12 protein-coding genes are annotated in these 24,983 nt (G+C 68.5%); 5 read left to right on the forward strand and 7 right to left on the reverse strand.

The window, feature by feature from the left end:
• Positions 1–41: 41 nt before the first annotated feature.
• The 5 genes from VEW47_04945 to VEW47_04965 form a co-directional block, all read right to left on the reverse strand.
• Positions 42–1,196 (reverse strand): threonine synthase, encoded by a 1,155-nt coding sequence (locus VEW47_04945; GenBank protein ID HYS04522.1) that lies wholly within the window; start codon positions 1,194–1,196, stop codon positions 42–44.
• On the reverse strand, positions 1,193–4,882 hold the full coding sequence (locus VEW47_04950) for a DUF255 domain-containing protein (GenBank protein ID HYS04523.1): 3,690 nt from the start codon (positions 4,880–4,882) through the stop codon (positions 1,193–1,195). Before VEW47_04950 ends, VEW47_04945 begins: the two co-directional genes overlap by 4 nt.
• Before the next feature lie 64 nt (positions 4,883–4,946).
• Complete coding sequence (locus tag VEW47_04955) at positions 4,947–5,117, reverse strand: hypothetical protein (GenBank protein HYS04524.1); 171 nt, start codon at positions 5,115–5,117, stop codon at positions 4,947–4,949.
• 138 nt (positions 5,118–5,255) lie between these two features.
• On the reverse strand, positions 5,256–14,843 hold the full coding sequence (locus VEW47_04960) for a thrombospondin type 3 repeat-containing protein (GenBank protein HYS04525.1): 9,588 nt from the start codon (positions 14,841–14,843) through the stop codon (positions 5,256–5,258).
• A 106-nt stretch (positions 14,844–14,949) separates the two neighbouring features.
• A complete protein-coding gene (locus VEW47_04965) occupies positions 14,950–16,512 on the reverse strand; it encodes an amino acid permease (protein HYS04526.1) in 1,563 nt (520 codons plus the stop codon).
• A gap of 278 nt (positions 16,513–16,790) precedes the next feature.
• Between VEW47_04965 and VEW47_04970 the strand changes: the two genes are divergently transcribed.
• From VEW47_04970 to VEW47_04985, 4 genes are read left to right on the forward strand one after another with little or no spacing between them, the layout of a single operon-like run.
• Positions 16,791–18,956 carry a sodium-translocating pyrophosphatase gene (locus VEW47_04970; protein ID HYS04527.1) on the forward strand — a complete coding sequence of 722 codons (2,166 nt, stop codon included), beginning with the start codon at positions 16,791–16,793 and terminating at the stop codon, positions 18,954–18,956.
• Positions 18,957–18,960: 4 nt separating this feature from the next.
• Complete coding sequence (locus VEW47_04975) at positions 18,961–19,350, forward strand: ACT domain-containing protein (GenBank protein ID HYS04528.1); 390 nt, start codon at positions 18,961–18,963, stop codon at positions 19,348–19,350.
• A gap of 23 nt (positions 19,351–19,373) precedes the next feature.
• Positions 19,374–19,823 carry a large-conductance mechanosensitive channel protein MscL gene (gene mscL / locus VEW47_04980; GenBank protein HYS04529.1) on the forward strand — a complete coding sequence of 150 codons (450 nt, stop codon included), beginning with the start codon at positions 19,374–19,376 and terminating at the stop codon, positions 19,821–19,823.
• Between the two features lie 16 nt (positions 19,824–19,839).
• Positions 19,840–20,733: a methyltransferase domain-containing protein gene (locus tag VEW47_04985; GenBank protein ID HYS04530.1), complete on the forward strand. Its 894-nt coding sequence runs from the start codon at positions 19,840–19,842 to the stop codon at positions 20,731–20,733.
• On the opposite strand, the gene VEW47_04990 is transcribed toward VEW47_04985, so the two are convergent.
• On the reverse strand, positions 20,705–22,993 hold the full coding sequence (locus VEW47_04990; GenBank protein ID HYS04531.1) for a DUF5916 domain-containing protein: 2,289 nt from the start codon (positions 22,991–22,993) through the stop codon (positions 20,705–20,707). The two genes, VEW47_04985 and VEW47_04990, sit on opposite strands and share 29 nt — an antisense overlap.
• A gap of 97 nt (positions 22,994–23,090) precedes the next feature.
• Here VEW47_04990 and VEW47_04995 point away from each other — a divergent pair, with 97 nt between their 5' ends.
• A complete protein-coding gene (locus VEW47_04995; protein HYS04532.1) occupies positions 23,091–23,759 on the forward strand; it encodes a hypothetical protein in 669 nt (222 codons plus the stop codon).
• Between the two features lie 21 nt (positions 23,760–23,780).
• On the opposite strand, the gene tyrS is transcribed toward VEW47_04995, so the two are convergent.
• Positions 23,781–24,983, reverse strand: a 1,203-nt coding sequence (gene tyrS, locus VEW47_05000) for a tyrosine--tRNA ligase (GenBank protein HYS04533.1), incomplete at its 5' end; no start/stop codon positions are given.

Below are 24,983 nucleotides of genomic sequence, written 5' to 3' on the forward strand. Positions count from 1 at the left end.
GCTCGACCTCCTCCGACGGACACCGGAGACCCGCGGGCCCCCTAGCTGAAATATTTCAGTCCTGAGCCGGTGTTGAAGACCACGATCGTGTCGTCCGTCGCGATCGATTTCGCGGCGGCCAGTCGCCTCACGGCGGCGAGCGCGGCGCCCCCCTCCGGGCAGGCATCGATCCCCTCGCGCGAGGCGAGGAGGGAGGCCGCCTCGATCATCTCACGATCCTCCACCGCCACGGCCGCGCCACCGCTGGCGCGCAGCGTCGTCAATATAAGTCGGTCGCCGAGGGAGGACGGGACCCGCAGGCCCGAGGCCGCGGTGACCGGATCGGCCCATGCCTCGGCCGTCTCCTGTCCCGACTCGAAGGCGCGCACGATCGGCGCGCAGCCCGCCGCCTGCACCGAGATCAGGCGCGGGCGCGCCGGCCCGATCCAGCCCAGCGCCTCCATCTCCTCGAAGGCCTTCCACATCCCGATGAGACCCGTCCCGCCGCCCGTCGGGTAGACGATGACGTCCGGGAGGCGGAACTGCATCTGCTCGGCGATCTCGTACCCCATGGTCTTCTTCCCTTCGACGCGGAACGGCTCGCGCAGGGTGGAGACATCGAACCAGCCGCCGTCTTTGTCCGCGGGCCCGAGTGTCGCGCGCATCACCCGGCCCGCGTCGGCGATCGAGCCCGGCACGAGACGGACGCGCGCGCCGAAGCGCTGCGCCTCCAGCACGAAGGGGCGCGGCGTCGTCTCGGGCAGGAACAGGTGCACCTGCATCCCGGCCCGCGCGCCGTAGGCCGCCAGGGCCGAGCCGGCGTTCCCCGCCGAGGGGGCGGCCGCCACGCGCACGCCGCGCGCCGCGGCGACCGACACGGCGACCGTCATGCCGCGCGCCTTGAACGAGCCGGTGGGATTGACCGCCTCGTCCTTGATGTACAGAGAGGGCAACCCCAGCTCGGCTCCCAGGCGGCGCGCGTGCAGGAGCGGCGTGAGACCCTCCCCCAGGGAGATCGGCGGGACGTCCGGCAGCATCTCGGCGTAGCGCCACAGCGTGGGGGGCCGGCCCTGCAGGTGCTCCTTGAGGAGGCTGCCGCGCCCTTCCGCGGCGCGATAGCGCGCCAGGAGCGGCGAGCCGCACTCGCACAGGAGCGCCGCGTCCGGCTTCCGCGTCAAGCAGCGCGGGCACTCGAGGCGATCGAAGAGGTTCGTCACCGGACCTGGCGCATGCGGGCGAGGAACGCCGGCGCGTCCTCGAAGCCGTAGACGCGCAGGTCCTTGCGCTCGTTCCCCTGCCCGTCGATGAACACCAGCGTCGGGAGACCGACCACGTCGAAACGGTCGCGGGTCTGCCGCACCTCCGGCGACTCGAACTGAGTCAGGTCGGCCTTGAGGAGCGTGAAGCGTCGCGCCTCATCGAGAACGCGCGGGTCCGTGAAGGTGAACCGTTCCAGCTCCTTGCAGGCGAGACACCATTCCGCCGAGAAGTCGATGAGAACCGGGCGGCCGTCCTTCCCGGCGCTCGCCAGGGCCTCGGAGGAATAGGGCACCCATCCCGCGTCCGCGCGCGCGGCGAGGAGCGGCACCGAGAACCAGATCCCTCCCGCGATCAGCGCCGCTCCGACGAGCGCCTTGAGCGCCGGGAACAGACGCGACGCCATGCGTGTCTTCTCCAGGAATCCGATGTACACCCCGGCGGCGAGGGCGAACATCACGACGAGAACACCCATGAGACGGTCCTTGAGGAACGGCTGCAGGAAATAGAGCGCCACCGCGAGCATGCCGATCCCCATCACCTTCTTGGCGTAGACCAGCCACTCCCCGGAGCGCGGGAGGCTCGCGAGGGAGCCGGAGAAGACGCCGAGCACCAGGTTCGGGAGACCCATGCCGACGGCCATCACGAAGAACAGCCAGAAGCCGAGAACCGGGCTCGCGGCGGCGCCGACGAAGGCCAGGAGCCCGACGACGAACGGCCCGATGCAGGGAGCCGCGACGAGTCCCATCGTGAGACCCATCACCAGGGCGCCCAGCGGCCCGCGTCGGCCGCCGCCCAGCCGGGTGACGGCCCCCGGCAGGCGCAGCTCGAACAGACCGAACATGCCGAGCGCCATGATCACGAACAGGACGACCAGCGCACCTACGATGAAGGGATTCTGCAGAGTGGAGCCCAGGAGCCCGCCGGACAGACCCGCGACGATGCCGAGGACGGAGTACGTGAGCGCCATCCCGAGGACATACAGGGACGGAAGTGCGACGCGCCGGAGCCAGCCCGCGCTCGACTGCGATGCGAAGAAGCCGATGGTCACCGGGATCATCGGATAGATGCACGGGGTGAGGTTCAAGGCCAGTCCGCCGACGAACACCAGGCCGAGAAGGGCGAGAAGTCCGCGCTCCTTCCGGACGGCCGCGAGACCGGACGCTCCCTCCGGCGCGCCTGTCGGCTCCGTCGACGCGGGCGGGCCGATCTCCGACGCCGGGACCGGCTCCCCCTCGACCACGATCGGGACGACGAACTCGACCGTCTCGGGCGCCAGGCAGGTCGTGTCGCTGCACGACTGGTAGGTCAGGCGGGCGCGCACCGCCTGCTTCCCCGGGGCGCCGTCGCGCGCCGGGCGGAGAGTCGCGCGGATCGTGTTCTTCCCCTCATAGACCGACAGTTTCGTGTCCGCGAACTTCAAGGTCACCAAGTGCGCCTCGGGATAGATCACCTGGTCGATGCGAGCGCCCGACGGTTCGGGAAACTCGACCTTGGTCGGGATCAGGTACTCGAGATTGGGCGTGTGCGAGTTGACGTGCCAGCCCTGCTGGATGTCCAGACGGATCGACACGGTCACCGCCTGCCCCGGACGCACGGGGCGGTCGGGCGCGGTCAGATCGGTCGTCACGACGCGCTGCGGATTGGCGCGGCCAACGACGGTTCCGGTGATGACCCGGTCCCCGGGTGCTCCGGACGGCGCCTTGTCCTCGCCCGCGGCGGTGAGCGCGGACTTCGCGAGGACCGGCGCCTCCCTCGCCATGCTCTTCAAGGTCGCCGGCTCGACCGCGGGGAGGTCCCCGGGCCCGCCGAGACGCGCGGCGAGCAGCATGTAGGGAGACGAGGTCGGATACTTGTCCACGTACGGAGCGGCCAGGTCGAGAGTCCGCCGCGCCTGGGCCCCCAGCGCCGCATCCCCGAGCGCGCGCGACAGACGCAGGAGACACTCCGCCATGACGGCGTTGCCGGACGGCAGGGCGTCGTCCAGGATGCTCTTGGGACGGACGATCAGATCCTTCTGCTCAGCCGCGGACAGGAAAAACCCGCCGCGGTCCCGATCGCTGAAACGCTCCGCGGAGCGCACGAGACGCGCCGCCTCGTCCCGGTAGACGCTTTTGCCGGTCGCGTCGTACAGGTCGAGCAGGCCGCGCGCCAGGAAGGCGTGGTCGTCGAGGAACCCCGGCGGACCGACCTTCCCCTGGCGCCACGACACCCGGAGGACACCGTCCTTGAGAAGATTTCCGAGCACGAAGCGCGCCGCCCGTTCCCCCGCCTGCCGGTAGGCGTCGTTTCCGGTCATCGAGTAGGCGCGCGCGCAGGCGCTGATCATCAGACCGTTCCAGCCCGCGAGGATCTTGTCGTCGCGGCGCGGGGCGGGTCGTCGCCCGCGGGCCTGCAGGAGCCGGGCGCGGGCCCGCTTGACCTTCCCCGCGAGCGCTGCCGGCTCCAGGCCGTGCCGCGCGGCAAACTCCGCGGGCGGAAGCGGCACGTTCAGGATGTTGCGGCCACCGCCGAGATTGCCGGTCACCGTGGCGCCGAAATAGTCGGCGACGAGCGCTCCGTCGGGCGGTCCGACCACCTTCTCGATGTCCGGCCGTGACCAGATGTAATAGCGCCCCTCCTCACCTTCGGTGTCGGCGTCGAGCGTCGCGTAGAAGCCGCCCCCCGGATCGCTCAGGTCGCGGGTCACCCAGCCGATCGTCTCCTCGGCGACGCGCCTGAGCTCCTCCTGTCCGCCGGCCTTCCAGGCTTCGAGATAGACCGGCACGAGGAGCGCGTTGTCGTAGAGCATCTTCTCGAAGTGCGGCTGGAGCCACTTCTCGTCGGTCGAGTAGCGATGGAAGCCGCCTCCGATCTGATCGTGGATCCCGCCCCGGTCCATGGCGTCGAGGGTGCGCGTCACCATGTCCAGCGCCTGCGCGTCGCCTGTCGTCCGGTAGGTCTCGAGCAGGACCAGGAGCGCGCCGTGCGGCGGAAACTTGGGCGCCGACCCGAAACCGCCGTTGGCCCGGTCGAAGGAGGTCTTCCAGGCGGCCGTGGCCTGCGCCAGGGGATCCGGGGAGGCGTCGCCGCCACCGGACGCGGGCGGTGCGGTGTTCTGCAGATCCTCGAGCATCGAGGCGATCACGCCGGCCGAGGAGAGCAGCTCCTGCCGGCGGTTCGTCCACCCGTCGGCGATCGACTCGATGAGCTTCTGGAAGCTCCCGGTCGGGAAGTACGTCCCGCCGAAGAAGGGCTTCCGTTCCGGCGTCAGGAAGACGGTCATCGGCCAGCCGCCCCGGCCGGTCATCGCCAGCACGGCGCTCATGTAGAGGGCGTCGAGGTCCGGTCTCTCCTCGCGGTCCACCTTGATCGACACGAAGTGCTCGTTCAGGAAGCGCGCCACCCCCGTGTCGGAGAACGCCTCCCGCTCCATGACGTGACACCAGTGGCAGGCGGAGTAGCCGATCGAGAGGAAGATCGGCTTGTCCTCTTTCCCGGCCTTCCGGAGGGCCTGCTCGCCCCAGGGATACCAGTCGACCGGGTTCTGGACGTGCTGCAGGAGGTAGGGGCTCGACTGTCCCAGGAGGTGATTGGGGCGCGCGGCCGCCGCCGGCAACAGGCCGGCCCACACGGAGAGGACCAGGACCGCCACGGATCGCTTCATGACACATGCATTCTATCTTAGGAGCCTGTCCGAGTAATGGCATGGGCCGCGGACCGGTGCGCCGTCACATGACCCAGGAGTACGGCGTGCTGGCGCGCGGGATGGTGAACACCAGCGTCGGCTCGGACGGTGCCGCCGCGCCTGGAGCCTGGGCAGCCGATGCGGGCGCGGACGAGGGGAGCAGGATCATGGCTCCGAGGACCAGCCCGACTCCGGGACCGCCGCGCGCTCGCACCTGAGATGACCCCGCCTGGAGAGAAGAACGAAGCGCACCAGCAGACCACAGCTCGAAGCGCGGGACGAGGCCGGCGGTGTAAAGAGATGTAAAAGGAATCGGGCCCGCGGCGCGCCTTCCGGCGGCCGCGGGCCTCTCTCAGGGCTGGCAGACCAGCGCCGCGGCCGGTGCCGCGGAGCTGTTCACCCTGTACGGTGACGGGGTCGCGGCCGGACAGCCGAACCCGGAACTGAGCGGATTGTTCTGCAGCGGCCCCGCCAGATCGAGGCTCAGGCAGATGCCGCCTCCGGCGCACGGCGCGTTCACGCCGCAGGCGGCGTTCGGCGTCCCGCCCCCGAAGCAGCGGCCGGGATTGACGCAGCCGAAGGCGCCGTTGAGCACGTTCGCCGGCGAGGCGTTGGCGAGGTAGAAGGTCGCGCTCCCCAGGACCGGGTTCGGATCGACGCTCTGATCGAGCGGACCGGTCGTGGCGTTCGTCGCCACGACGGCGAGATTGTTGCTGAAGCACGTGGTTCCGGTGTGCTGCCAGCCGGGACCGTTCCCCACGAATCCGTTCCCGGTGGCCTGGGTCGCGATGACTCCCCTGTACACGTCGACCGGTCCGGCTCCCCCCGGTGAATCCAGGTTGAGCGTCGTCAGCGTCGACCCGGGATTGCCGCATGGGGCGGAGCACGCTCCCCCTGCACCGCACTGGGTGTCCACGCTGCAGGCGGCCCCGGACGTCGGACCGCCCGCGCAAGCGCCGCCGCAGGCGCCGGCGCAGACGCCCCCCGCGCCGCAATCGGCGTTGGCTGTGCAGACGCCCCCCTGGCTCGTCCCGCCGACGCACCGGTTGGCTGCATCGCACCAGATCCCCGGCGTCGGGCTGGACGAGGGGCAGGTCCCTCCATAGACCACGCCGAAACGGGGATCGAAGGCGCCGTGCTGCCAGCCAAAGACGATGTCGCCGTCCGACCCGCCATTCGCTCCGTCGTAGATCGCCGCCGTCACCGACGCGCCGGCGAGACTGGTGCAGGTCGTGTCCGAGCTGCAGCGGACCAGGACCGAGTAGGTCGGGCTGTACTCTGTGGCGGTGTCGAGGAAAGATGCGTTGCCGCTCCAGTCCTGAACGACGACACCGTTCTTGCTGAAGCGGAACTGCACGCCGCCGTCGGCGCATCCGCCCGGGATGGTCGAGTCGGCCGCCGAGACGCGGATCGACTGGCCCGCGACCGGCACTCGCCCCGCTCCGAACGGGTTGCCGTCGAGGTCGGTGATCGCGATCCGTGGGAGAGTCCCGTTGTCGGTGCCCGACGCATTCTCGTCGCAGTTTTCGGCCGCCGTGGCGGGGCAGGAGCCCGCCACCGGCGGCTTCGTGTCCGGGTCGGGCGTCACCTGCATCGTGACGACGCCGGTGATGTCGATATCGTCCAGCCACCAGCCGTCGTCGTGGGGGGTATCGCTCCATCCGGGGCCGAACTCCCAATACGACGAGGAGTGATTGTCGAGACTCCAGGTGTTGGCGATCCAGCGGATCCGGATCCTCTGACCGAGGAAACTCGCCAGATCGAACTTCGATTGCACCCAGACGCCCGTGCCGCCGGGATCGACCACACCGCCGGAACAATTGAACGCCTGGCTCGATCCCGTACCCCCGGCGCTGCCGCAGTGCGACCAGGCGGCCTCGGGGAAGCACATCGTCTCGTGCACCCCGCGCGGGTTGGGCGGGGCCGTCCCGGTGTCGGTCGGCGTGATGTCACAGTACTGCGGGCCGAAAAGGCTCCAGGCCCGCTCCCTCTTGTCATAGGTGTTCTGGAACGGCGCGAGCGTTTCCCACGGACCCCAGTCGTCCACGGCCGGGTCGTGGTTGCGGTCGATCTGAGCCTGGAGCTGGCTGCAATCGTGGCACACTCGCCCGAAGGCGCTTAGTGAGTCCGACCCGACCAGGTCGACGATGTGCCAGAACGAAAGTTTCAGGTCGGACGCGCCGCGGGGGATGAACGCCAGGTTGATCGGGTTCGACTGGAACGCCTGCAAGGTGCGCAGGTGCATCGTGTCGCCGGCTGCGAACGAATGGGCGTCGAAGTGCGCCCCCATGTGCAGCGAGTTGGGGGGTGAGAAGGCCCTCCGTCCGTCGTCGGGAGTCCGGTAGGAGCAGCCGCCGACGCATCCCGTGTGGCCGCTCGCCGCGAACCCTCCCGGTTCGGTGTTGGGGCAGTTGGTGGCGCTCGGCGGGCAGTGGAAGTGCCAGTCCATCGGGAAGTCCGGGTCGAGGATGCACGCGGCGTTCCCCTCTGCCGGCGTCTTGTATCCGCCGCAGGCGATCCCCGTCAGGGCGTCGTCGCCGGGTGTTACGCTGCCATGGATGTAAGTGCCGTGGCCGACCAGGCCGGTGCCTGCATCCAGCAGGCGGAACGTGTCGGCGCTCGACATCACACCGTCGCCGTCGCGATCCACGTCGAAGGTCTCGTGCAACGTGCCGTCGTCGGGGGAGCCGAACACGCCGTCCGGCCCGGCGATGAAGGTCTGGGTCGCCCCTGGCGGCAGATCCAGGTCGCCAAGAATGTTGAAGCAGGCGGTCCCTCCCAGCACCTCGTTGGAGTTCACCGTGACGCAAAGGTGGAGACTGGCGAAGGCACCTGGGACGCTCTGCAGACCATTCCCCGTCCTGAACGTGAAGCTCGAGCCGGCCTGAAGAGGGGTCAGGCTCCCGATCAGGACCGACCCGCCCGCCGGCACCGACCCGACCGTGATTCTCGGGAAGGTGATGCAATCGACGTTCGGGTCGGAGGAGGACAGGACGAAGGAGGCGCCGGTGAGGGCGGCCCCGTTGTTCTGGATGCGGACCTGCACCAGCCCGGTCTCCCCCGGGTCGGGGAAGAGATCGTGGTCGCCGTCGATATCCTGATAGCTCACGTGCAGGACCGAGAGATTCCCCAAGGGTGCACTCTGGCAGGCGACGGTGCCGGCGAAGGTGACCAGGTCGTCCGGGATGCCGTCGAAATCATCGTCCAGGGACCCGGCCGGGTCGCAGGCATCCCCCAGACCGTCGCGGTCGCTGTCGAGCTGCCGGAACGTGCCCGGAATGATCGCCGGGTTGGCGATGTCGGGGCAGTCGTCCACAGTGTCGGGCACCCCGTCGACGTCCGCGTCGTCATCGACAGGCGAGCAGGCGGTCGACGACGGCGTGTGGCGGACGGCGGTCTGGCACGTGCCGCCGGCGGGGCAGTCCACGCTGCTGGCGCAGGAGGTGGCCGGGGCGTTGCTGCAGAGGTGCACGACGGTGATGCCCGCGCAGTCGCCGTCGCAGGCGTCGCCGAGGCCGTCCCCATCCGAGTCCCTCTGCCTTTCCGCGGCGGGCAGCCCGTTGAAGTTAGGCGTCAGGACGCAGTTGTCGGCGTTGTCCATCCGCCCGTCGCCGTCCAGGTCCTGCGTACCGCTCGAGCACGCGAAGCCGCGGCAGGTACCGCCTCCCGCACAGCCAGCGTCCGCCAGGCAGTTCGCTCCAGGAGTTGACCCTCCCGAGCAGATACCGGCCTGGCTGGGATTGTAGACGTCGGGACAGTCGTCCACTTTGTTCGCGACACCGTCGCCGTCCAGGTCGTCGAAATCGCACGCGTCCCCCACGCCATCCGCATCGGCGTCCTGCTGGCCGGGGTTGGCGATGCTCACGCAGTTGTCGCACAGGTCGCCGATGCCGTCGCCATCGGCGTCCGCCTGCGTGGGGTTGTAGATCAGAGCACAGTTGTCTGCCGCGGAGTTGACGCCGTCACCGTCCAGGTTGTCGAACAGGGCTTCCCCCGCCTGACCGTCACCGTCGCCGTCGCAGTTCGGGTCGAGGTAGTAGACGATGAACTGCTGGTCAGTGCCCGCCTGGGCGAAGACGTTGTTGGGCGAGTTGGACGTTCCCGAGAACGTGACGCTGCCCCTGTACAGACCGGGCTGTCCCTCGACCGCCGGCAGCGTGTACCGCTTGGCATTCGGCTTCAGAACGCTGAACCGGGACGTGGAGAAGATGTCGGCATCGCTGTCCGTGACGATCATGACCTGGACGCAATTCCCACCGGGGCAACCGGGCTGTCCGGCTGGCAGCTTCGGGTCGTCCACGGTGACCTCGACCGACTCTTCGCACTCGTACAGGCTGGTGCGGTCGACGGTGATCGTGGCGCACTGACCGCCGGCGGGATTCCCCGGCGTTCCAAACCGGCTGCAGGCCGGCGTGTGGGCCGGGACGAAGGCCGACTCGTCCTTCGGGTGGAACTCGTCCCACTCGAAGACCACGTCATCGATGCCGAACCCGTAGTCCCTGGCCAGCGACAGCGATTCGATGCTCCAGAAGCCGAAGGCGATCCCCCAGCGGTTACCGGCCGGACCTGAAACGAGGATCTTCCCCGAGTTACCGGATTCGGGCGCCGTGGTGCCGACCCGTGTTTCGCTCGCGAACCCGCCCTCGAAGCCGTTGAGCGTCCCCTCGAAATTCCGCACCGGTCCGGCGATCGTGATCCCCTCGAGCGTGCAGGTGTTGCCGCCGGAGCAGTCCGCGTTCGATTGGCACGGAGCGCCCGGGTCCAGGCCGCCTTCGCAGACTCCAGGGACGGTGGCGCCCGGCAGAGGGAACTTCAAGTAGTCGGGAGGGGCCGGCGGGATGGGAGAACTGCGGGTAACGCCACCGTTCGTCGCAGAGACGTACCCGGTGAAGCCGCTCTCCCCCCCGCCATCGTAAGGGCTGCCACCATTCGGATCAATCAAGGGGCCGAACGTCCTCTGGTACGGGAAGTAGCTGAGGGGCTCGATCCCGCCGTACCCGAAGCCGTTCGCGGCGGCAAGGTTGAAAATGGTGCCGTACGGCCAGCCGCCGTAACGGGCGTAGTAGTCGTCCATCTCCTGGCCGAAGAAGCTGTTGCCGGTGTCGTTGTCCAGGTCGTTGTCGATGTTCATCCCCATCCCGGTGTAGCCGGCGTCCCAGACCTCGTCGTTGACGTTCACCCCCAGGCGCTGGAATTCAACGCCGTAGAGGAAGCCGCGCGCGTCGGGGAGCTGGTTGACCTTGGCGATGATGGGAGACTGCAGCACATCGAAGGCGATCTCGACCCTGTTCTCGGTCGTCGTGGAGTTCGGAATGACGTAGTTGTCGCAGAAGGAGGCGCCTGCGGGGGGCGTGTTCGGGTCGCCGTCGCCAGTGTGCCAGATGCCGTACTTGTTCAGCCCGCCGGAGGTCTGGAAGCCGCACACACCGGAGGTCCTGTACTCCCACATCGGATTCGGGCTGATGTTGGCCACGTTGCTCTGCGGGTGGCGGATGGAGACCCACCCGCCATTGTTGTTGTCGAAGTTCCACGGAACCTTGTCGCCGGCCGACGGCCCGGTGGAGGAGGCTAGAATGCCCTGGTCCAGAATCCCGTCCGGGATGATGTCGGCTTCGTTCGGATCCAGGATCCCGTTGCAATTCAGATCTTCCCCGCACCTGTTGCTGACGATGGGGCTTCCCGGGCCGATCGTCGTGAACAGGGACGAGAAGACGACGTCCTCGTCCGGCAGGATGAACAGTCTCGTGGGATCTATGACATCGGGACGATCGATCGCCAGGTTGCGGTTCAGGTCGCGCACCTGGCGCCCGCCCGCCGGGAAATCGGTCGAGTAATGCAGCGTCTCGCGATCGGCGTTGATGACGTTCGTGAACGCGTACGATTGCTGGCTGATGCGACGCCCCTTGTTCAGCGAGTCGAGGGTCAGGGTCATGGTCACCTGGCGGTTGGGGATGGCCAGGGAGTTGGCGGCCGCGGCATTGACCGAGACGTGGAAGTACGCCGCCTGCGTCTGGCCGGGCGGGATGCGGCCGAGGCTCTTCGGCGAGTCGATGACGGTGATCGCCGCGGCGCCGGTCCCGGAGGGGGTCAGCGTGGCGACGACGTCGTGGTAATCGTCCGACCTGTCCCCGGGCCAGTCGCGCCCGCGGTTGGTCAGGGCGACGCCATAAGTGACGACCTCGCCCGCGTCGAGATTGTCGTCGTTGTCGCAGCCGCCGCCGACGGCGGTCTGCGGACCGATCGCGTGGTTGCCCCGCATCGTGAAGTAACCCGGGACGAAATTGGGCGAGCAGTCCACCTTGCTCGAAGCGGTGACCGGGGCCTGGCCGGCCGGGGCGTAGGTCACGACGAGCTGCATTCCGGTGTCCGCCTCGAGGATGCCGTTGTTCGGGGCGGGCGAGGGTACGGAGCGCACCGGCAACGAAGACGACGTCGTAGTGCCGGCGAACGTGCCTCCCGTGAAGGCCACACCGGTCTCGGTGTCGACGACGGCACCGGCCGCGTTCCTCACGGTGAACGTGGCGAAGCCGGTCGACCGGGCGGCGCCCGCTCCGGGCGTCGAATCGAAGATCGTCGCGACCGCCGCGTCCTCGCACGAATACTTGAACTTGTCGAGGGAGACCGAGCTCTGCGGGAAACTGGACGGGCCGCGTGACGGCGCGGCTTCGGCCAGGAACACCGGGCCGGCGACGAGAAGGGCGTACGTCTGGCCCCCCAGGTCCAGAAGGCCGTTGGCGTTCGTGTCCTCGCCTGCGTCCAGGCGGCGGTTGCCGTTGAGGTCTTCGTTGGGACCGGCGATCGCGATCTGCCCCGGCACCGCTCCTCCCAGACCTCTCTTGACGGTGACCCTCCAGGTGCCGAGGAGAATCTGCGAATCAGCCGGGCTCGTGTCGTTGTTGCGGTCGAAGCTCAGGTGGATCGCTTCCTGAGGATTCCGCTTGTCGTGGATCTCGGGTTGCCCCTGGAGACGCACCCTCGACCACTGGTCCACGAACGGATTCCGGGTGTTGCCGTAGCTGTTGCCATCGTAGAATTGGTTGTCGTACGCGCACCCTCCCGCACCGCACGTCGCGGCGGCGCAGGCGACCCCGTCCGGTCGGACGTCGCCGTCGAACAGACAGTTGTCGGGCCCCGGTCCCTCGAGCAGGAGGTCGAGATCGTTCACCAGCGGTCCGCCGCCGCCCGGCAGGGATGGGGGATCGGTCCAGGCGAGGGCGACGCGCAGCTGTCCCCTGGCGACGGCCAGCCCGGCGCCGGCGGCTCCAACGACCACTGGGCTGGCCACACGGAAAGTGTGCGTCTGCGAGACGTGCGTATTGTCGATCGCCGGCTCGGCCGTGGCGATGTCGTCCCAGACCAGGAGACCCTGCGCCGGGTGCTCCCAGTGCGAAGGTCCCGGCGGCGTGTTGCCGGCGGTCCATCTGATGCCGTTGTCGGGATCGACCCCCCCGAGACGGAAGGCGTCCGGCCAGTCGGGCAGCGGCAGGACGTTCGTCAGGACGACGCGGCCGTACCCCTGCTCGCTGTTTCCCATGATCCCGATCGAGAAACCGTTGATCGTTCCGAGGTCGGTGGCCCGGGTCCGCCGCAAGATTTTGTCGGGGGTTGTCTTGTTGCCTTCGCCCGGGGTCCGGATGTTGGTCGTGAACCGGGCCGAGGCGACGAGCGCGGCCTTCACCAGGGCGCCGGAGATGTTCGGGACCCGGTTCGCCGGGGCCCGGTCTTCGCCCGGATACATTCCCTGGGCGAAGTAGTCGCGCACGATGGCCGCGGCCCCCGTGACGGCGGCGGCCGAGTAGGACGAGCCGAAGTTCCCCTCGTCGACCTGGGCGTCGACCGGGGCCAGGTTGTCGTCGTCGCGGCTGCGGAAGACGGCCACCGACGAAAAATCCATGACTCCGGGACCCAGGTCGCAGCAGGGCGCATCGACGATCGGGGCCATCCTCAACGACTCGCGCGACGCCGGGCCGCGCGACGAATAGGTCGCCATGTTGGCCAGATTGTCGAAATCCTTGAAGAAGCTGGACTCGTCGGAGCGTGTGGCTCCCACGACGACGACGTTCTTGGCGGTCGCGGGGGGAGGGATCTGAACGTTCCTGCGAGTAAAGGCGGCGGGGTCGCATGAGCCGGCCGGAGCCGGTATGCAGTCGTCTGTGTCGGTCCCGTCGAACAGATCGGGGATCACCCGCGGAGTCCAGGAGTCGACACGGCTGGAGCTGATCAGCGTCCCGCTGTTGCCGGCCGGCGAGACGACCAGGAAGTCGCGGTTGTTGTACAGGAAGGTGTCGAGGTCGGCCGACTGCTGTGGATAGGTGCCGTCGCTTCCCTGAAACTGCATCGTCGAAAAGTTGTCGGGGGCTCCGAACGGCGCCACCGCCAGGTGCACCTCGGTGCCGCCGCCGGTGATACCGAGACAGGCCCCCGTGCCGCCGCTCCTGGGACAAATGAGCTCGGCCATGCGGTCAGCCAGGCTGCCGGGATCGACGTTGCCGCCCCGCTCTACCAGGGAGTTGATGTTGCAGCGGCTCCTGTCGGCGATGTCCGAGACGATGATGCGCGCGCCGCGTGCAACGCCGTCCAGGTCGACGTTGCGCGCCCGGCCCGCGCCGTCGATACCGGATCGGCTGGCGAACACGCCGACGCCGGTCGGCCAGGCGGCGATGACCGAGGCCACGACGTTTCCGTGGCTGCCGGCTCCGTCCAAGGTCCCGTCGCAGTCGTTGCCGGTGTCTCGCACGTTGATGATCGAGTGGATCTTCCGGTGCGCCGGGCCGATGATGTGACCGGGCACGTTCACCTGCGTGGCCGTCTGGGAGAAGCTCGGGGTATCGGCGCTGATCCCGTTGTCCAGGACTCCGACGATCTGCGGCGGCACGGTGTCCGAGCCGTCGTTGATCCGCTGGCCGTCGTTGTTGGTGTCGATCCCGCCACCGTCGACGCCGATATCGTCGAACGGCCTCGCCTGGTTCGTCTCCTGGGCCGACCCCGCCTGGACCGCGGGGACGTTCTTGGCATTGAGGGTCATCATTTCCAGGCTTTCCTGGATGTGCAGGATCTCGGGGATCCGGGCGAGCCTGCCGAGGGATCGGTAGTCGGCCCGCACCAGGAACGATGACCCGTCCGGTCCGTAGTCGGCCACGTCCACGACACCGGGGATACGTGTCAGCGCATCACGGACCGATGCGGCGTCGCTTCCCGGCACCAGGGCCACCTCGAGCAGCAGATTCGGGTCGAGGGCGCGGGCCTTCTCGATGAGCGGCCGCCTGGCGGTGTCGATCGCTATCTTGTCTCCCGGAGGCATCGCCAGGAAGAAGGCGACGTCCGGGTCCTGGCGCAGGCGCCCGAGCCCGTTCGAATCCGTGTAGACCAGGAGCGTGGCGTTGGGCAGGTACCCGATGATACGCGCCGATTCGCGGATCCCCTCGAGGATCGAGTCCAGCGGCTTCGAGGACGCCGCCTGCGGAGAAAGCATCGCGTAGTTCAGACCGTGGGCCAGGGTCCCCTTCGGACCCAGGCCGATCCTCTCCTTCTCTCCCAGACGGAGCTCCGCGGGCAGGATCGCGAGGAAAGCCTCCGGATTCCTCGGATCCAGGTCGCCGAGGTTGAGCCGCAAGTGTCCGCGGGCGTCACCAGGGACGCGGACCGGTCCGTCCTTGAACGCCTTTCCGAACGGAGAGAACTCTTCGGGTCGAGGAAACGCGGCCGGCACGACGAGGCGGGCCGATTCCATCGCGTCCAGCCGTTCGAGCATGCGGCCGGTTTCGTCTTCGCCGGAGTCCGCCGATGTCCCGCCGTGCGGATTCGCGGCCCACATCGGTCCGATCGAGGGCCGTAGAAGGATGCTGCTTGCCAGCAGACAGAGGAACGCAACCGAGACGCATTCCGCCAGGAGGAGAGCCATGCCTCCGAACGGCATCCCCCCACGGGGTGCTCTGCGCATGGTGAAACCCTCAGGTTAGGGGCAGTTCGGCGGCGAGAACGACCTTTTACATACCCCCAAGTACCGGCGCTGTCAATTAGGGTATTCCACCGAGAAGCGAGGGGCGCTACGGGGCCGGGGTCCCCTTCCCTGCGGGGCTCAAGGCGCGCCAGGCGAGATAGACCGGCACGCCGGTGAGCATGATGACGAGCCCCGGCCAGGTGGTCTGGGTCCTGTAAGTAATAAGGACAAGGAGGATGAGGGTCGCCGTCGCCATATAGAGGACCGGCACGACCGGGTACCCCCAGGCGCGGTAGGGACGCTCGGCGTCGGGGCGTTTCCTGCGCAGGACGAAGATTCCGGCGATGGTGAGGACGTAGAAGGCCAGCGCCGCGAAGATCACATAGTCGAGCAGGTTGCTGTACAGATTTCCGTACGTGCCGAGACCGGTCACAGGATCAAGGATCGGCTCCCCGGCGGCGTCGCGCAGGCGCGTGCGTGGCAGGACCAGGAGGGCGGTCCAGATCCCCTGGATGACCAGCGCCTTCCCCGGGACGTGCCGTTCGTTCAGGGTTCCGGTCTTCCGGAAGAACAGTCCGTCGCGCGCCATGGCGTAGACCACGCGGGCACCGGACAGGATCAGACCGTTGTTGCAGCCGAAGGTCGAGATGACGATCGCGACCGCCATGATGGCGGCCCCGACCCCTCCGAAGATCGCCTGCAGGGCTGCGGTCGCCACCCGGTCGTCGGGCGCGTGCTGGATGCCCGCGAGCGGCAGGACGCTGCAGTAGGCGACGCTCGCCAGGATGTACAGCGTCATCACGAGACCGGTGCCGAGCGCCAGGGACAGGGGGATGTTCCGCCGCGGGTCCTTCACTTCTCCGGCCGTGAACGTGATGTTGTTCCAGGCGTCCGCCGAGAACAGCGACCCGACCTGCGCGACGGAGAACGCCACGATCAGGCCGAGCAGGCCGCTCGCCACCGACACCACCGGCATGAAGGAAAGGTCGGGCCGGATCAGCTCCGCGTCATGCGGCGTGAAGGCGGACGCGAAGTTGGCGGCGACCACCTCGGCGTTCCGCCCGATGATGACTCCGACGATGATAAGAAGGGCCAGCGACAGGGTCTTCGCCGACGTGAAGACATTCTGGATGAGTTTTCCTATCTTGAGACCGCGCGTGTTGATCCAGGTCAGGAGAACGATCATCAACACCCCGATCAGCTGCTGGCGCGACAGGCTCAGCGCATAGCCGGACGAGATGTTGATCGGCGGGACGATCCAGGCCGTCGGAGAGATCCAGGGGATCAGCACGCCGAGATAGCGCGCGAAGCCGACCGCGACCGCGGCGATGGTGCCGCTCTGGATGACCAGGAAGAGGGTCCAGCCGTACAGGAAGCCCCACAGCGGCGAGTACGCCTCTCTGAGATAAACGTACTGCCCGCCGGCCGCCGGCATCATCGCCGCCAACTCGCCGTACGACAGGGCCGCGGTGATGGTCAGGAGCCCGGTGATGACCCAGGTCAGGATGAGGCCGCCCGCCGAGCCGACCTGGCGGGCGATGTCGGCCGAGACGATGAAGATCCCCGAGCCGATCATCGACCCGGCGACGATCATCGTCGAGTCGAGAAGCCCGAGCTCCCGCAGGAACCCGGTGGACCTGTCTTCGACCAGGACGGCCGGCTGTGTCATCTGACCCGCGCTTGTGTGCCGAGGTGGAGCGAAACAGAAGCGCGCGAAGCCTAGCCCAACTCAGCCCCCAGCGCAACACGCACGCGTGCCCCTCGTCGAGCCGCGGTGCGGCACGCCACCCCCCGCCGGGAAGGTCTCCCCGCCAGCGGTTCGCTTGACGCGAGCGGGGCAGGAAGGATAGTCTCCCGCGTCCGCGGGGCGCTCGCTGCCCCCGACGAGTCCGTTCCGAAGCGCGTCCCGAATCCGACCCGGCCCGACTATGGATTGAGGAGGAGTGCATGGACGTCGGTATCGTTCTGCCGCTGGTCCTGGCGATCAGCGTGCTGTCGTTGGTGGTCGCCGCCTTCCTGGCGAGGCACGTTCTGTCGGCCGACACCGGGAAGCCGGAGATGCGTGTGATCTCGGACGCCATCCGGGAGGGGGCCGAGGCCTTCCTGAGGAGACAGTACCGCACTATCGCTGTTCTCGCCGTGGTCGCCGCGGCGATGATCTTCGCGTTCTACTTCGTCAATCGCGACGTCAAGAACATCGCAGAGATGGGGGCCGGGACCGCCTGGAGGATCACCCTGTCGTTCGTCACCGGGGCGCTCTGCTCGGCGATCGCCGGCTACATCGGCATGTTCGTGTCGATCCGCGCCAACATCCGCACCGCCTCGGCCGCCATGACCAGTCTCAACAAGGCGCTGCAGCTCGCCCTTCGCGCCGGCGCCGTGAGCGGGCTGTCGGTGGTTTCCATGAGCCTCCTGGGCGTCGGCGGACTCTTCTACCTGTTCGGGGGGATGCAGGACTACCGCCACGTGCCGTTGCAGATCGTCGGGTTCGGGTTCGGGGCCTCGTTCGTGGCGCTGTTCGCCCAGCTCGGCGGCGGCATCTACACCAAGGCGGCCGACGTGGGGGCCGACCTGGTCGGAAAGGTCGAGGCCGGCATCCCCGAGGACGATCCGCGCAACCCCGCGGTGATCGCCGACCTCGTCGGGGACAACGTCGGGGACTGCGCCGGCCGCGGCGCCGACCTGTTCGAATCGACGGCGGCGGAGAACGTCGGGGCGATGATCCTCGGGATCGCGCTCTATCCGGTCTTCGGTCTGGGCGGCATCCTGTTCCCGCTGCTGGCCCGCGCCTTCGGTCTCATCGCCACGATCGTCGGGGTGTTCACGGTGCGCTGCCGCGAGGACGAGGACCCGATGCGGGCGCTCAATCGCGGCTACATGGTGACGACCGGCATCGCCATGGTCGGTTTCGCCGCGGCGGTCTACCTGCTGCTCCGTCCGGTCGGCGCGTACGGCGGGACGCTGCACCAGGGGTACCTGCTCGGCGCCGGCATCATCGGGATCCTGACCGCCTTCGCCTTCGTGCTGATCACGCAGTACTACACCGAGTACCGCTATCGGCCGGTGCGCGAGATCGCCGAGGCGTCGCGCACGGGACCGGCCACGAACATCATCAGCGGCCTGGCGGTCGGCTTCGAGTGCACCGGTCTTCCGGTCCTTACGGTGTCGGCGGCCCTCCTGGGCTCCTACTGGTGCGGCAAGCAGGCGCTCGGCGACATGCCCGGTGCGGGGCTGTACGGCACGGCGATCGCGACCATGGGGATGCTGGCCCCCTGCGCCTACATCCTGGCGATGGACACGTTCGGCCCCATCACCGACAACGCCGGCGGCATCATCGAGATGTCGAAGCAGCCGGAAGCGATCCGCCAGAAGACCGACCGCCTCGACGCCGTGGGCAATACCACGAAGGCTCTGACCAAGGGATACGCCATCGGCTCGGCGGCCCTGGCCGCGTTCCTGCTGTTCCGCGCCTACCTGGACGAGGTCATGAAGATCACAGGGAGGGAGATGGGCGTCAACCTGACGCGCGTGCCGGTGTTCGTCGGCGGCCTCCTGGGCGCCACCCTGGTCTTCGTTTTCTCGGCCCTGGCGATCAAGGCGGTCGGGAAGGCGGCGCAGGTCGTGATCACCGAGGTGCGCCGGCAGTTCAAGGCGAACCCGGGGATCATGAAGGGGACCTCCAAGCCGGACTACGCCAGATGCGTCGACATCGTCACGGTGTCGGCGCTCAAGGAGATGGTGCTGCCCGGACTCCTGGCGGTGCTCACCCCGGTCGTCGTCGGCTTCAGCTTCAAGTATCTGTCCAACTACGGCCAGATCGGCGCCGAGTCCGTGGCCGCCCTTCTCATGGTCGGAACCATCGCCGGGATTCTGATGGCCACGGTCATGAACAACGGCGGCGGCGCATGGGACAACGCCAAGAAGTACATCGAGTCGGGGCTGTTCAAGGTGGACGGCCAGGTTGTCGGGAAAGGATCGGAGCCGCACAAGGCGGCGGTCGTCGGCGACACGGTGGGCGATCCCTTCAAGGACACCGCCGGACCGTCGCTGCACGTCCTGATCAAGCTGCTGTCGACGATCACCCTGGTCCTGGCGCCGCTGTTCATCCTGTAGGGACGTGGACGCATCGTCGCTGACGTTCACTCTCCTGCCGGCAACCCTCGCCGTGTGCCGCCTGGAGAGCGGGGCGCCGGTCCCCGCCTGGGCCCTGACCGGTCCGTTCGTCTCGATCACGCGCACGGCCGACGAGATGTCGGTCATCTGCCCCGAGCCGGCCGTTCCCGCGGGAGTCGTCTGCGCAGCAGGATGGCGCTGTCTCAAGCTCGAAGGGCCGTTCGATTTCTCCGTCACCGGCCTCGTCGCCTCGTTCTCGGCCCTCCTGGCGGGCGCCCGGATCAGTCTCATGGTAGTGTGCACGTACGACACCGATTATCTGCTCGTCAGGAATCACGAACTCGAGCCGGCGCTCGCAAGCCTGGTGGGGGCCGGATACAGGATCAGGCGCTGAGATCGAGCGCAGGGAGGAACCCCGTGCTGCAGGAATTCAAGAAGTTCGCGTTGCAGGGCAACGTCCTGGACATGGCGATCGGGATCATCATCGGCGCGGCGTTCGGCAAGATCGTCTCGTCGCTCGTCGCCGACGTGCTGATGCCCCCCATCGGCCTGCTGGTCGGGCAGATCGATTTCTCCTCGTTGTTCCTGAACCTCTCCGGCCAGGATTACGCCTCCCTGGCGACGGCGAAGGCGGCCGGCGCGCCGACGATCAACTACGGGATATTCCTCAACAACATCCTCGATTTCGTGATCGTGGCGTTCGTGATCTTCCTCCTGGTGAAGCAGGTCAATCGTCTGAAGGCCAAGGAGGCGCCCGCCACGGCCCCCACTACGCGCGACTGCCCGCGCTGCCTGTCGCCGGTCCCGCTCAAGGCGAGCCGCTGCGCCCACTGCACCTCCGACCTGCAGCCGGCCGCGGCGCGCTGACCGGCCCGGGGGAGCCATGCCGTCCAGGATCTCGCGCTACCTGCACGGAACCGATCCGTCCGAACAGGCGCGGCTCGCCCGTCTCAACGACCTGATCAACCGCAGATCGCTGGCGGAGATCGGTCTCTGCGGGGGGGAGCGGATTCTCGAGGTCGGCAGCGGCCTCGGTCAGTTCGCCCGGGACATGGCGCGCCGCGCCGGCCCCGCCGCCCGAGTCCTCGGGATCGAGCGCAGCCCCTCCCAGATCCGCGGGGCCGTCCGCGCGGCTCGGACTTCAGCTGAGGCCGCTCGCGTCGAGTGGCGCCGGGGCGACGCCCTGAAATTGCCGCTGCGAAGGGGCGAGTGGGGGTCGTTCGACGTGGCGCACGCCCGCTTCCTCCTGGAGCACGTCCCCGACCCCCTGGCGGTCGTGCGCTCCATGGCGCGGGCGGTGCGGCCGGGCGGGCGAATCGTCCTCGAGGACGACGACCACGACATCCTGAGACTGTGGCCGGAGCCGGCCGGGTTCACGCCGCTGTGGCGCGCCTACATCCGCAGCTTCGATCGGCTGGGAAACGACCCGGCGATCGGGCGCCGACTCGTGTGGCTCCTGCACCAGGCGGGCGCAGTCCCGGAGAGAAACACCTGGATCTTCTTCGGGAGCTGCTCCGGCTCGCCCGATTTCGCCGCCTACGTCGAGAACGCCATGGGTGTGCTCGTGGGCGCCCGCCGGGCGATCGTCGGAGGCGGCCTCCTGCCGGCGGGCGAGTTCGACGCGGCCCTCGCGGCGTTCGACGCCTGGAAGCTGCGCCCGGACGCCGCCTTCTGGTTCGCCTTCGCCTGGGCGGAAGGGCGCCGCCCGGGGACCGAGCCCGAAGCAGTCGCTGGTCCGGGGACGCGCCTCAGGGCAGGAAGGCGTACCCGACCTTGACGAAGAAGGTCCGGTCGCTCTGCGTGAGCGGCGTCCCGGTGTCTCCCAGCCGATCCTCCGAGTAGCCGAGGTAGAGGGCCGTCTGCGGATTCACCCTGTAGGAGTACAGGAGCTGGGTGAACAGCGTCCGCCCGATCCGTTCCGGGGGAGCGACGACCGGCGGAGGAGAGCCGGGCGGGACGAGATCCGGGCAGGGGCTCGTCAGGTAGAGATCCGGCTCGCGGTGGATGTCGGTGTACTGCACGATGGCACGCGCCATCGCGCGCACGTTGAGCTGCCAGGCGATGCGCGTCTGCGCCAGGCTGGCCCGGAACAGCCGCCCCCCCTCGACGTCGAGCGTCTCGTAGGTGTCGTCGAGGCTCACCCGCACGTGCCGCCCCGCCTTGAACGAGACACCGGGGACCAGCCGCACGACCCGGCCCGGCCGGCAGTTGTCGTAATCGACCTCATCGCCGAAATCACCCGATAGATCGAGCGACAGGTCGCCCCGTGGCGTGACGGAGAGCGACACGCTCTCGCCCGCCAGGTCGTAGGTCGTTCCTGCGAAGAACTCGCGCACGCGGTTCAGGTCCACGGACAGCGCCGATTGACGCGGCCCGTCCCAGCGGAAGAACAGGCTCTTCGACTCGTCGGTCAGAAGCCCGGTGTGGTCCTCGGACCTGTACAAAGACGCGCCGAAGCTCGTCCGGATGAAGGGGCCGGCAGGATCACCCCAGACGACGCGCTCCACGCTCGCCCCGGCCGAGCGTGTGTCGACCCGCGGGATGAACCCCGTGTCGACGCGCAGGTTCCGGCCGAGGTCGGACCCGGTGACGCCCCAGTTCCACTCCTTCGAGTCGTGCTGGTAGCCGAAATTCACGGCGGTGCCCCTGAAGGGGCCGTCCGGCTGCAGGAAGGCGCCCGCGACCGCCGCCGGATACTCGGTGCGCGACGCCAGCGCCTGCGCGTTCAGCGTGTCGCGCTCCGACAGACGGATCATCCCGTCCACTCCCAGCACCCGGTTCGAGTAGCCGCTCCCCTCCCGGTCCGCCAGGAGGGCCCCGAGGGTCGACGAGGCGCCGACGTCCCGCCGGTAACGCACGACCGAGGAGGTCGACTCCTGGTCCAGGGAGGTCGACCGGGACTCCTGGTTCGCCGGAAGGACCAGATTGGTGATCCGGTCCCTCGCCACGAGGACGCCCAGCGCGTTCGCGCCCCCCTTGCCGACGAGCTTCGCAGCCCAGGACGGATCGGCCACCGTGCGTGTGTAGATCGTGCTCAGCCTCGTCTGGAAGAAGTCGGCCCCTTCCAGGAACAAGGGGCGCTTCTCCGGGTAGTACAGCGCGAAGCGGGTGTTGATCTTGAGCTGGGCCGTGTCGGCCTCGACCTGCGAGAAGTCCGGGTTGACCGCGGCGCTCAGCGTCAGGTCGGGGGCGGGGGCGAGACGGGCGGTGATTCCCAGGTCGCCTCCGACCGGACCGTCCAGCATCGGCCCGTCCGGAAACGCCGCGCGCTCGTCGCTGCGCGTGGCGGTGAGCGTCGGGTCCAGCTCGAGGTTGAGCCCTGTCCGCACCCCCTCGAAGCCGGCGATCTTCGCCTCCTGGCACAGGAAGCAGTTGTTGCTGCGGTCGATCGGCCGGAGCGATACCTGCCGCACGACCGAGCGCGGCTGGGATCGGGTGACGTGCAGGCCCCAGGTCTGCTCTCCGCCTCCTCGCGGGAAGCGCAGCGAGGCGAACGGCACGGCGAACTCGAGGGTATAGCCGTCGCTGTCGATCCTCCCCCGCACGCTCCAGATCGCGTCCCACGAGCTGTCGTACGAGAGACCTGTGCCGCCCACTTCGCTCGCGATCGCGTCCCACTGCACTCCCAGCGGGCTGGCGGCGAACACGTAGGCCCGTCTCTGGTCGTTGAAGGTGTCGAGGACGAACTGGACCTGGTCCTCGTCCCCCGGCAGGCTGTCGCGATCGGCGAGGTAGGCGCGGATCGCCCCTGGATCCGGATCGAAGGCCCGCACGCCGATGTACAGGTTGCGCTCGTCGTGCAGGACCAGGCACTCGGTGCGAAGCGTCGCCGGCAGGTTGTCGCCGGGGTAGGTCTCGTACTCGAGAGACAGGGTCAGGGCCGAGGCCCAGGCCGGCTCGTCCAGGACGCCGTCCACGCGGATCGGCGAAGCGGCGCGCGGCACGCGCAGGGGCGCCTCGGCGGCCGCGCCGGCCCACGCCAGGCGCGCCATCACCAGGACCCACAGGAGCCCGCCTCTCAGGGCATGTCTCGCCATCGGCGCCGTCCCGCGAAAAGAGCGCGAGAATAGCACGCGGTCCGGAGCGGGCGGTGCGACGGTGTGTCCAGCGACCGGAAGGGACTAGAATGCCTGCATGTCCTCGCGGCGCCCGGGTCGTCTGGCACTTTCAGCGTCACTCCTGGCCGCGTTCTGTCTGTTGCCGGTCCCGGCGCTCCGGGCCGTCCAGCGCGGCGCGTACAGGGACATCCGCAGCCGCTACGAGGGGCTCTCCTTGAGGCTGCGCGTCGATCTCAAGGCGGCGGGACGCGCCACCGACCCGAACGTCGTCAGCCTGGACGGCGTCGGCTATCCGAGCGAGCGCTCCCCGACTCTGTTCAGCGCTCTCGACACCGTGTACGTGCAGCGGATCACGAACGACGGGGGGACGCGGCTCGGTCTCACGGTTTACCGCAACCAGGAGGAGGCCGACCGGCTGCGCGCCAGCGCGATCCCCATGCCGTCGATGTCCAACCCGAACTACGGGCGCACCCTCGCCACCTTCGCCCAGCAGGGGAGCACGAGCGTGATCCTGGAGCTCAAGGCGGGGAAGAAGGACGCTCCGGCACAGCTCGCGGAGATCGAGACCCTGCTCGACCGCATCTTCTATTTGAGCTCGGAGCCCACGCGCGACGAGCTCGAGACCTTCGTGCGCCGGCACACCGGATGGTCCATCTCGCGGCTGCGGGCCGCGACCGGCCTGCCGGAAGACGACATCCGGGCGATCCTGAAGGAAGCGGCCGCGCCGGGCGGCGCCGATCGCTAGCCGGACTCCCCGTCCCGGCGCTCAGTCGAATCGCACCCGCACGAAGTGGCGCTTTCCCACCTTGAACAGGTAGGAGGAGGACGGCGCGGCGGGGATCTCCTGCGACGCGTCCGCCAGGCGCTCCCCCTCGAGGTAGACACCCCCCTGTTCGATGAGACGGCGCGCCTCGCCGTTCGACTTGGCCATCCCGAGCGTGACCAGGAGCTTTGGGACCCAGACTGGCTGCGGCGCCGACGGCAGGCGGACCTCGCGCACGTCCTCGGGAGTCTCCCGGCGGGCGAAGATCCTCTCGAACTCGGCGGCCGCGTCCTTCGCCGCCTTCTCATCGTGGCAATCGGCGACGATGCGGCGGGCCAGGGCGGTCTTGACCTGCTTCGGGTGGAGCTCCCCGGCCCCCATGCGCTGACGCATGTCGGCGATCTCGGCCAGGGTGGCGTCGGTGCACAGCTCCCAGTAGCGCCACATGAGCGTGTCGCTCACCGACATCACCTTGCCGTAGATCTCCCGCGGCGACTCGTTGATGCCGATGGAGTTGCCGAGCGACTTGCTCATCTTCTCGACGCCGTCGAGCCCTTCCAGAAGGGGCATCGTCAGGACGACCTGCGGCTCCAGGCCGTACTCGCGCATCAGATCGCGTCCGACCAGGAGGTTGAAGGTCTGGTCGGTTCCGCCCATCTCGACGTCCGCCTTGAGCGCCACCGAGTCGTACCCCTGCGCCAGCGGGTAGAGGAACTCGTGCAGCCCGATCGGCAGGCCGCTCTTGTAGCGTTTGGCGAAGTCGTCGCGCTCGAGTAGACGCGCCACGGTGTACTTGGAAGCCAGCTGGATGAACCCGGCCGCCCCGAGCTTGCCGAGCCAGCGGCTGTTGAAGTCGATGACCGTCTTCTCCGGATGCAGGATCTTGAAGACCTGCTTCTTGTAGGTCTCGGCATTCTTCTTCACCTGCTCCTTGGTCAGGACCGGCCGCGTCCTCGACTGCCCCGTCGGATCGCCGATCATCCCGGTGAAGTCGCCGATCAGGAACACGACCCGGTGCCCCATGTCCTGGAAGTGCTTCATCTTGCGGATCACCACGGTGTGTCCCAGGTGCAGGTCGGGGGCGGAGGGATCGAAGCCCACCTTGATCGTCAGCGGGGCTCCGTCCCGATGGGAGCGGTGCAGCTTCTCGAGGAGCTCCTCCTCGCGGATGATCTCGACCGCTCCCTTGCGCACGTACTCCAGCTG

Source organism: Candidatus Dormiibacterota bacterium, assembly GCA_035635555.1.
In the GTDB taxonomy this organism is placed as follows: domain Bacteria; phylum Acidobacteriota; class Polarisedimenticolia; order Gp22-AA2; family Gp22-AA2; genus Gp22-AA3.

Excerpts from the sequence above, each read along its gene's own strand:
- VEW47_04960 (HYS04525.1), bottom strand. The coding sequence starts at position 14,843 with ATGCGCAGAGCACCCCGTGGGGGGATGCCGTTCGGAGGCATGGCTCTC.
- VEW47_04990 (HYS04531.1), bottom strand. The coding sequence starts at position 22,993 with ATGGCGAGACATGCCCTGAGAGGCGGGCTCCTGTGGGTCCTGGTGATG.
- VEW47_04970 (HYS04527.1), top strand. The coding sequence starts at position 16,791 with ATGGACGTCGGTATCGTTCTGCCGCTGGTCCTGGCGATCAGCGTGCTG.
- VEW47_04995 (HYS04532.1), top strand. The coding sequence starts at position 23,091 with ATGTCCTCGCGGCGCCCGGGTCGTCTGGCACTTTCAGCGTCACTCCTG.
- VEW47_04965 (HYS04526.1), bottom strand. The coding sequence starts at position 16,512 with ATGACACAGCCGGCCGTCCTGGTCGAAGACAGGTCCACCGGGTTCCTG.
- VEW47_04985 (HYS04530.1), top strand. The coding sequence starts at position 19,840 with ATGCCGTCCAGGATCTCGCGCTACCTGCACGGAACCGATCCGTCCGAA.
- VEW47_04950 (HYS04523.1), bottom strand. The coding sequence starts at position 4,882 with ATGAAGCGATCCGTGGCGGTCCTGGTCCTCTCCGTGTGGGCCGGCCTG.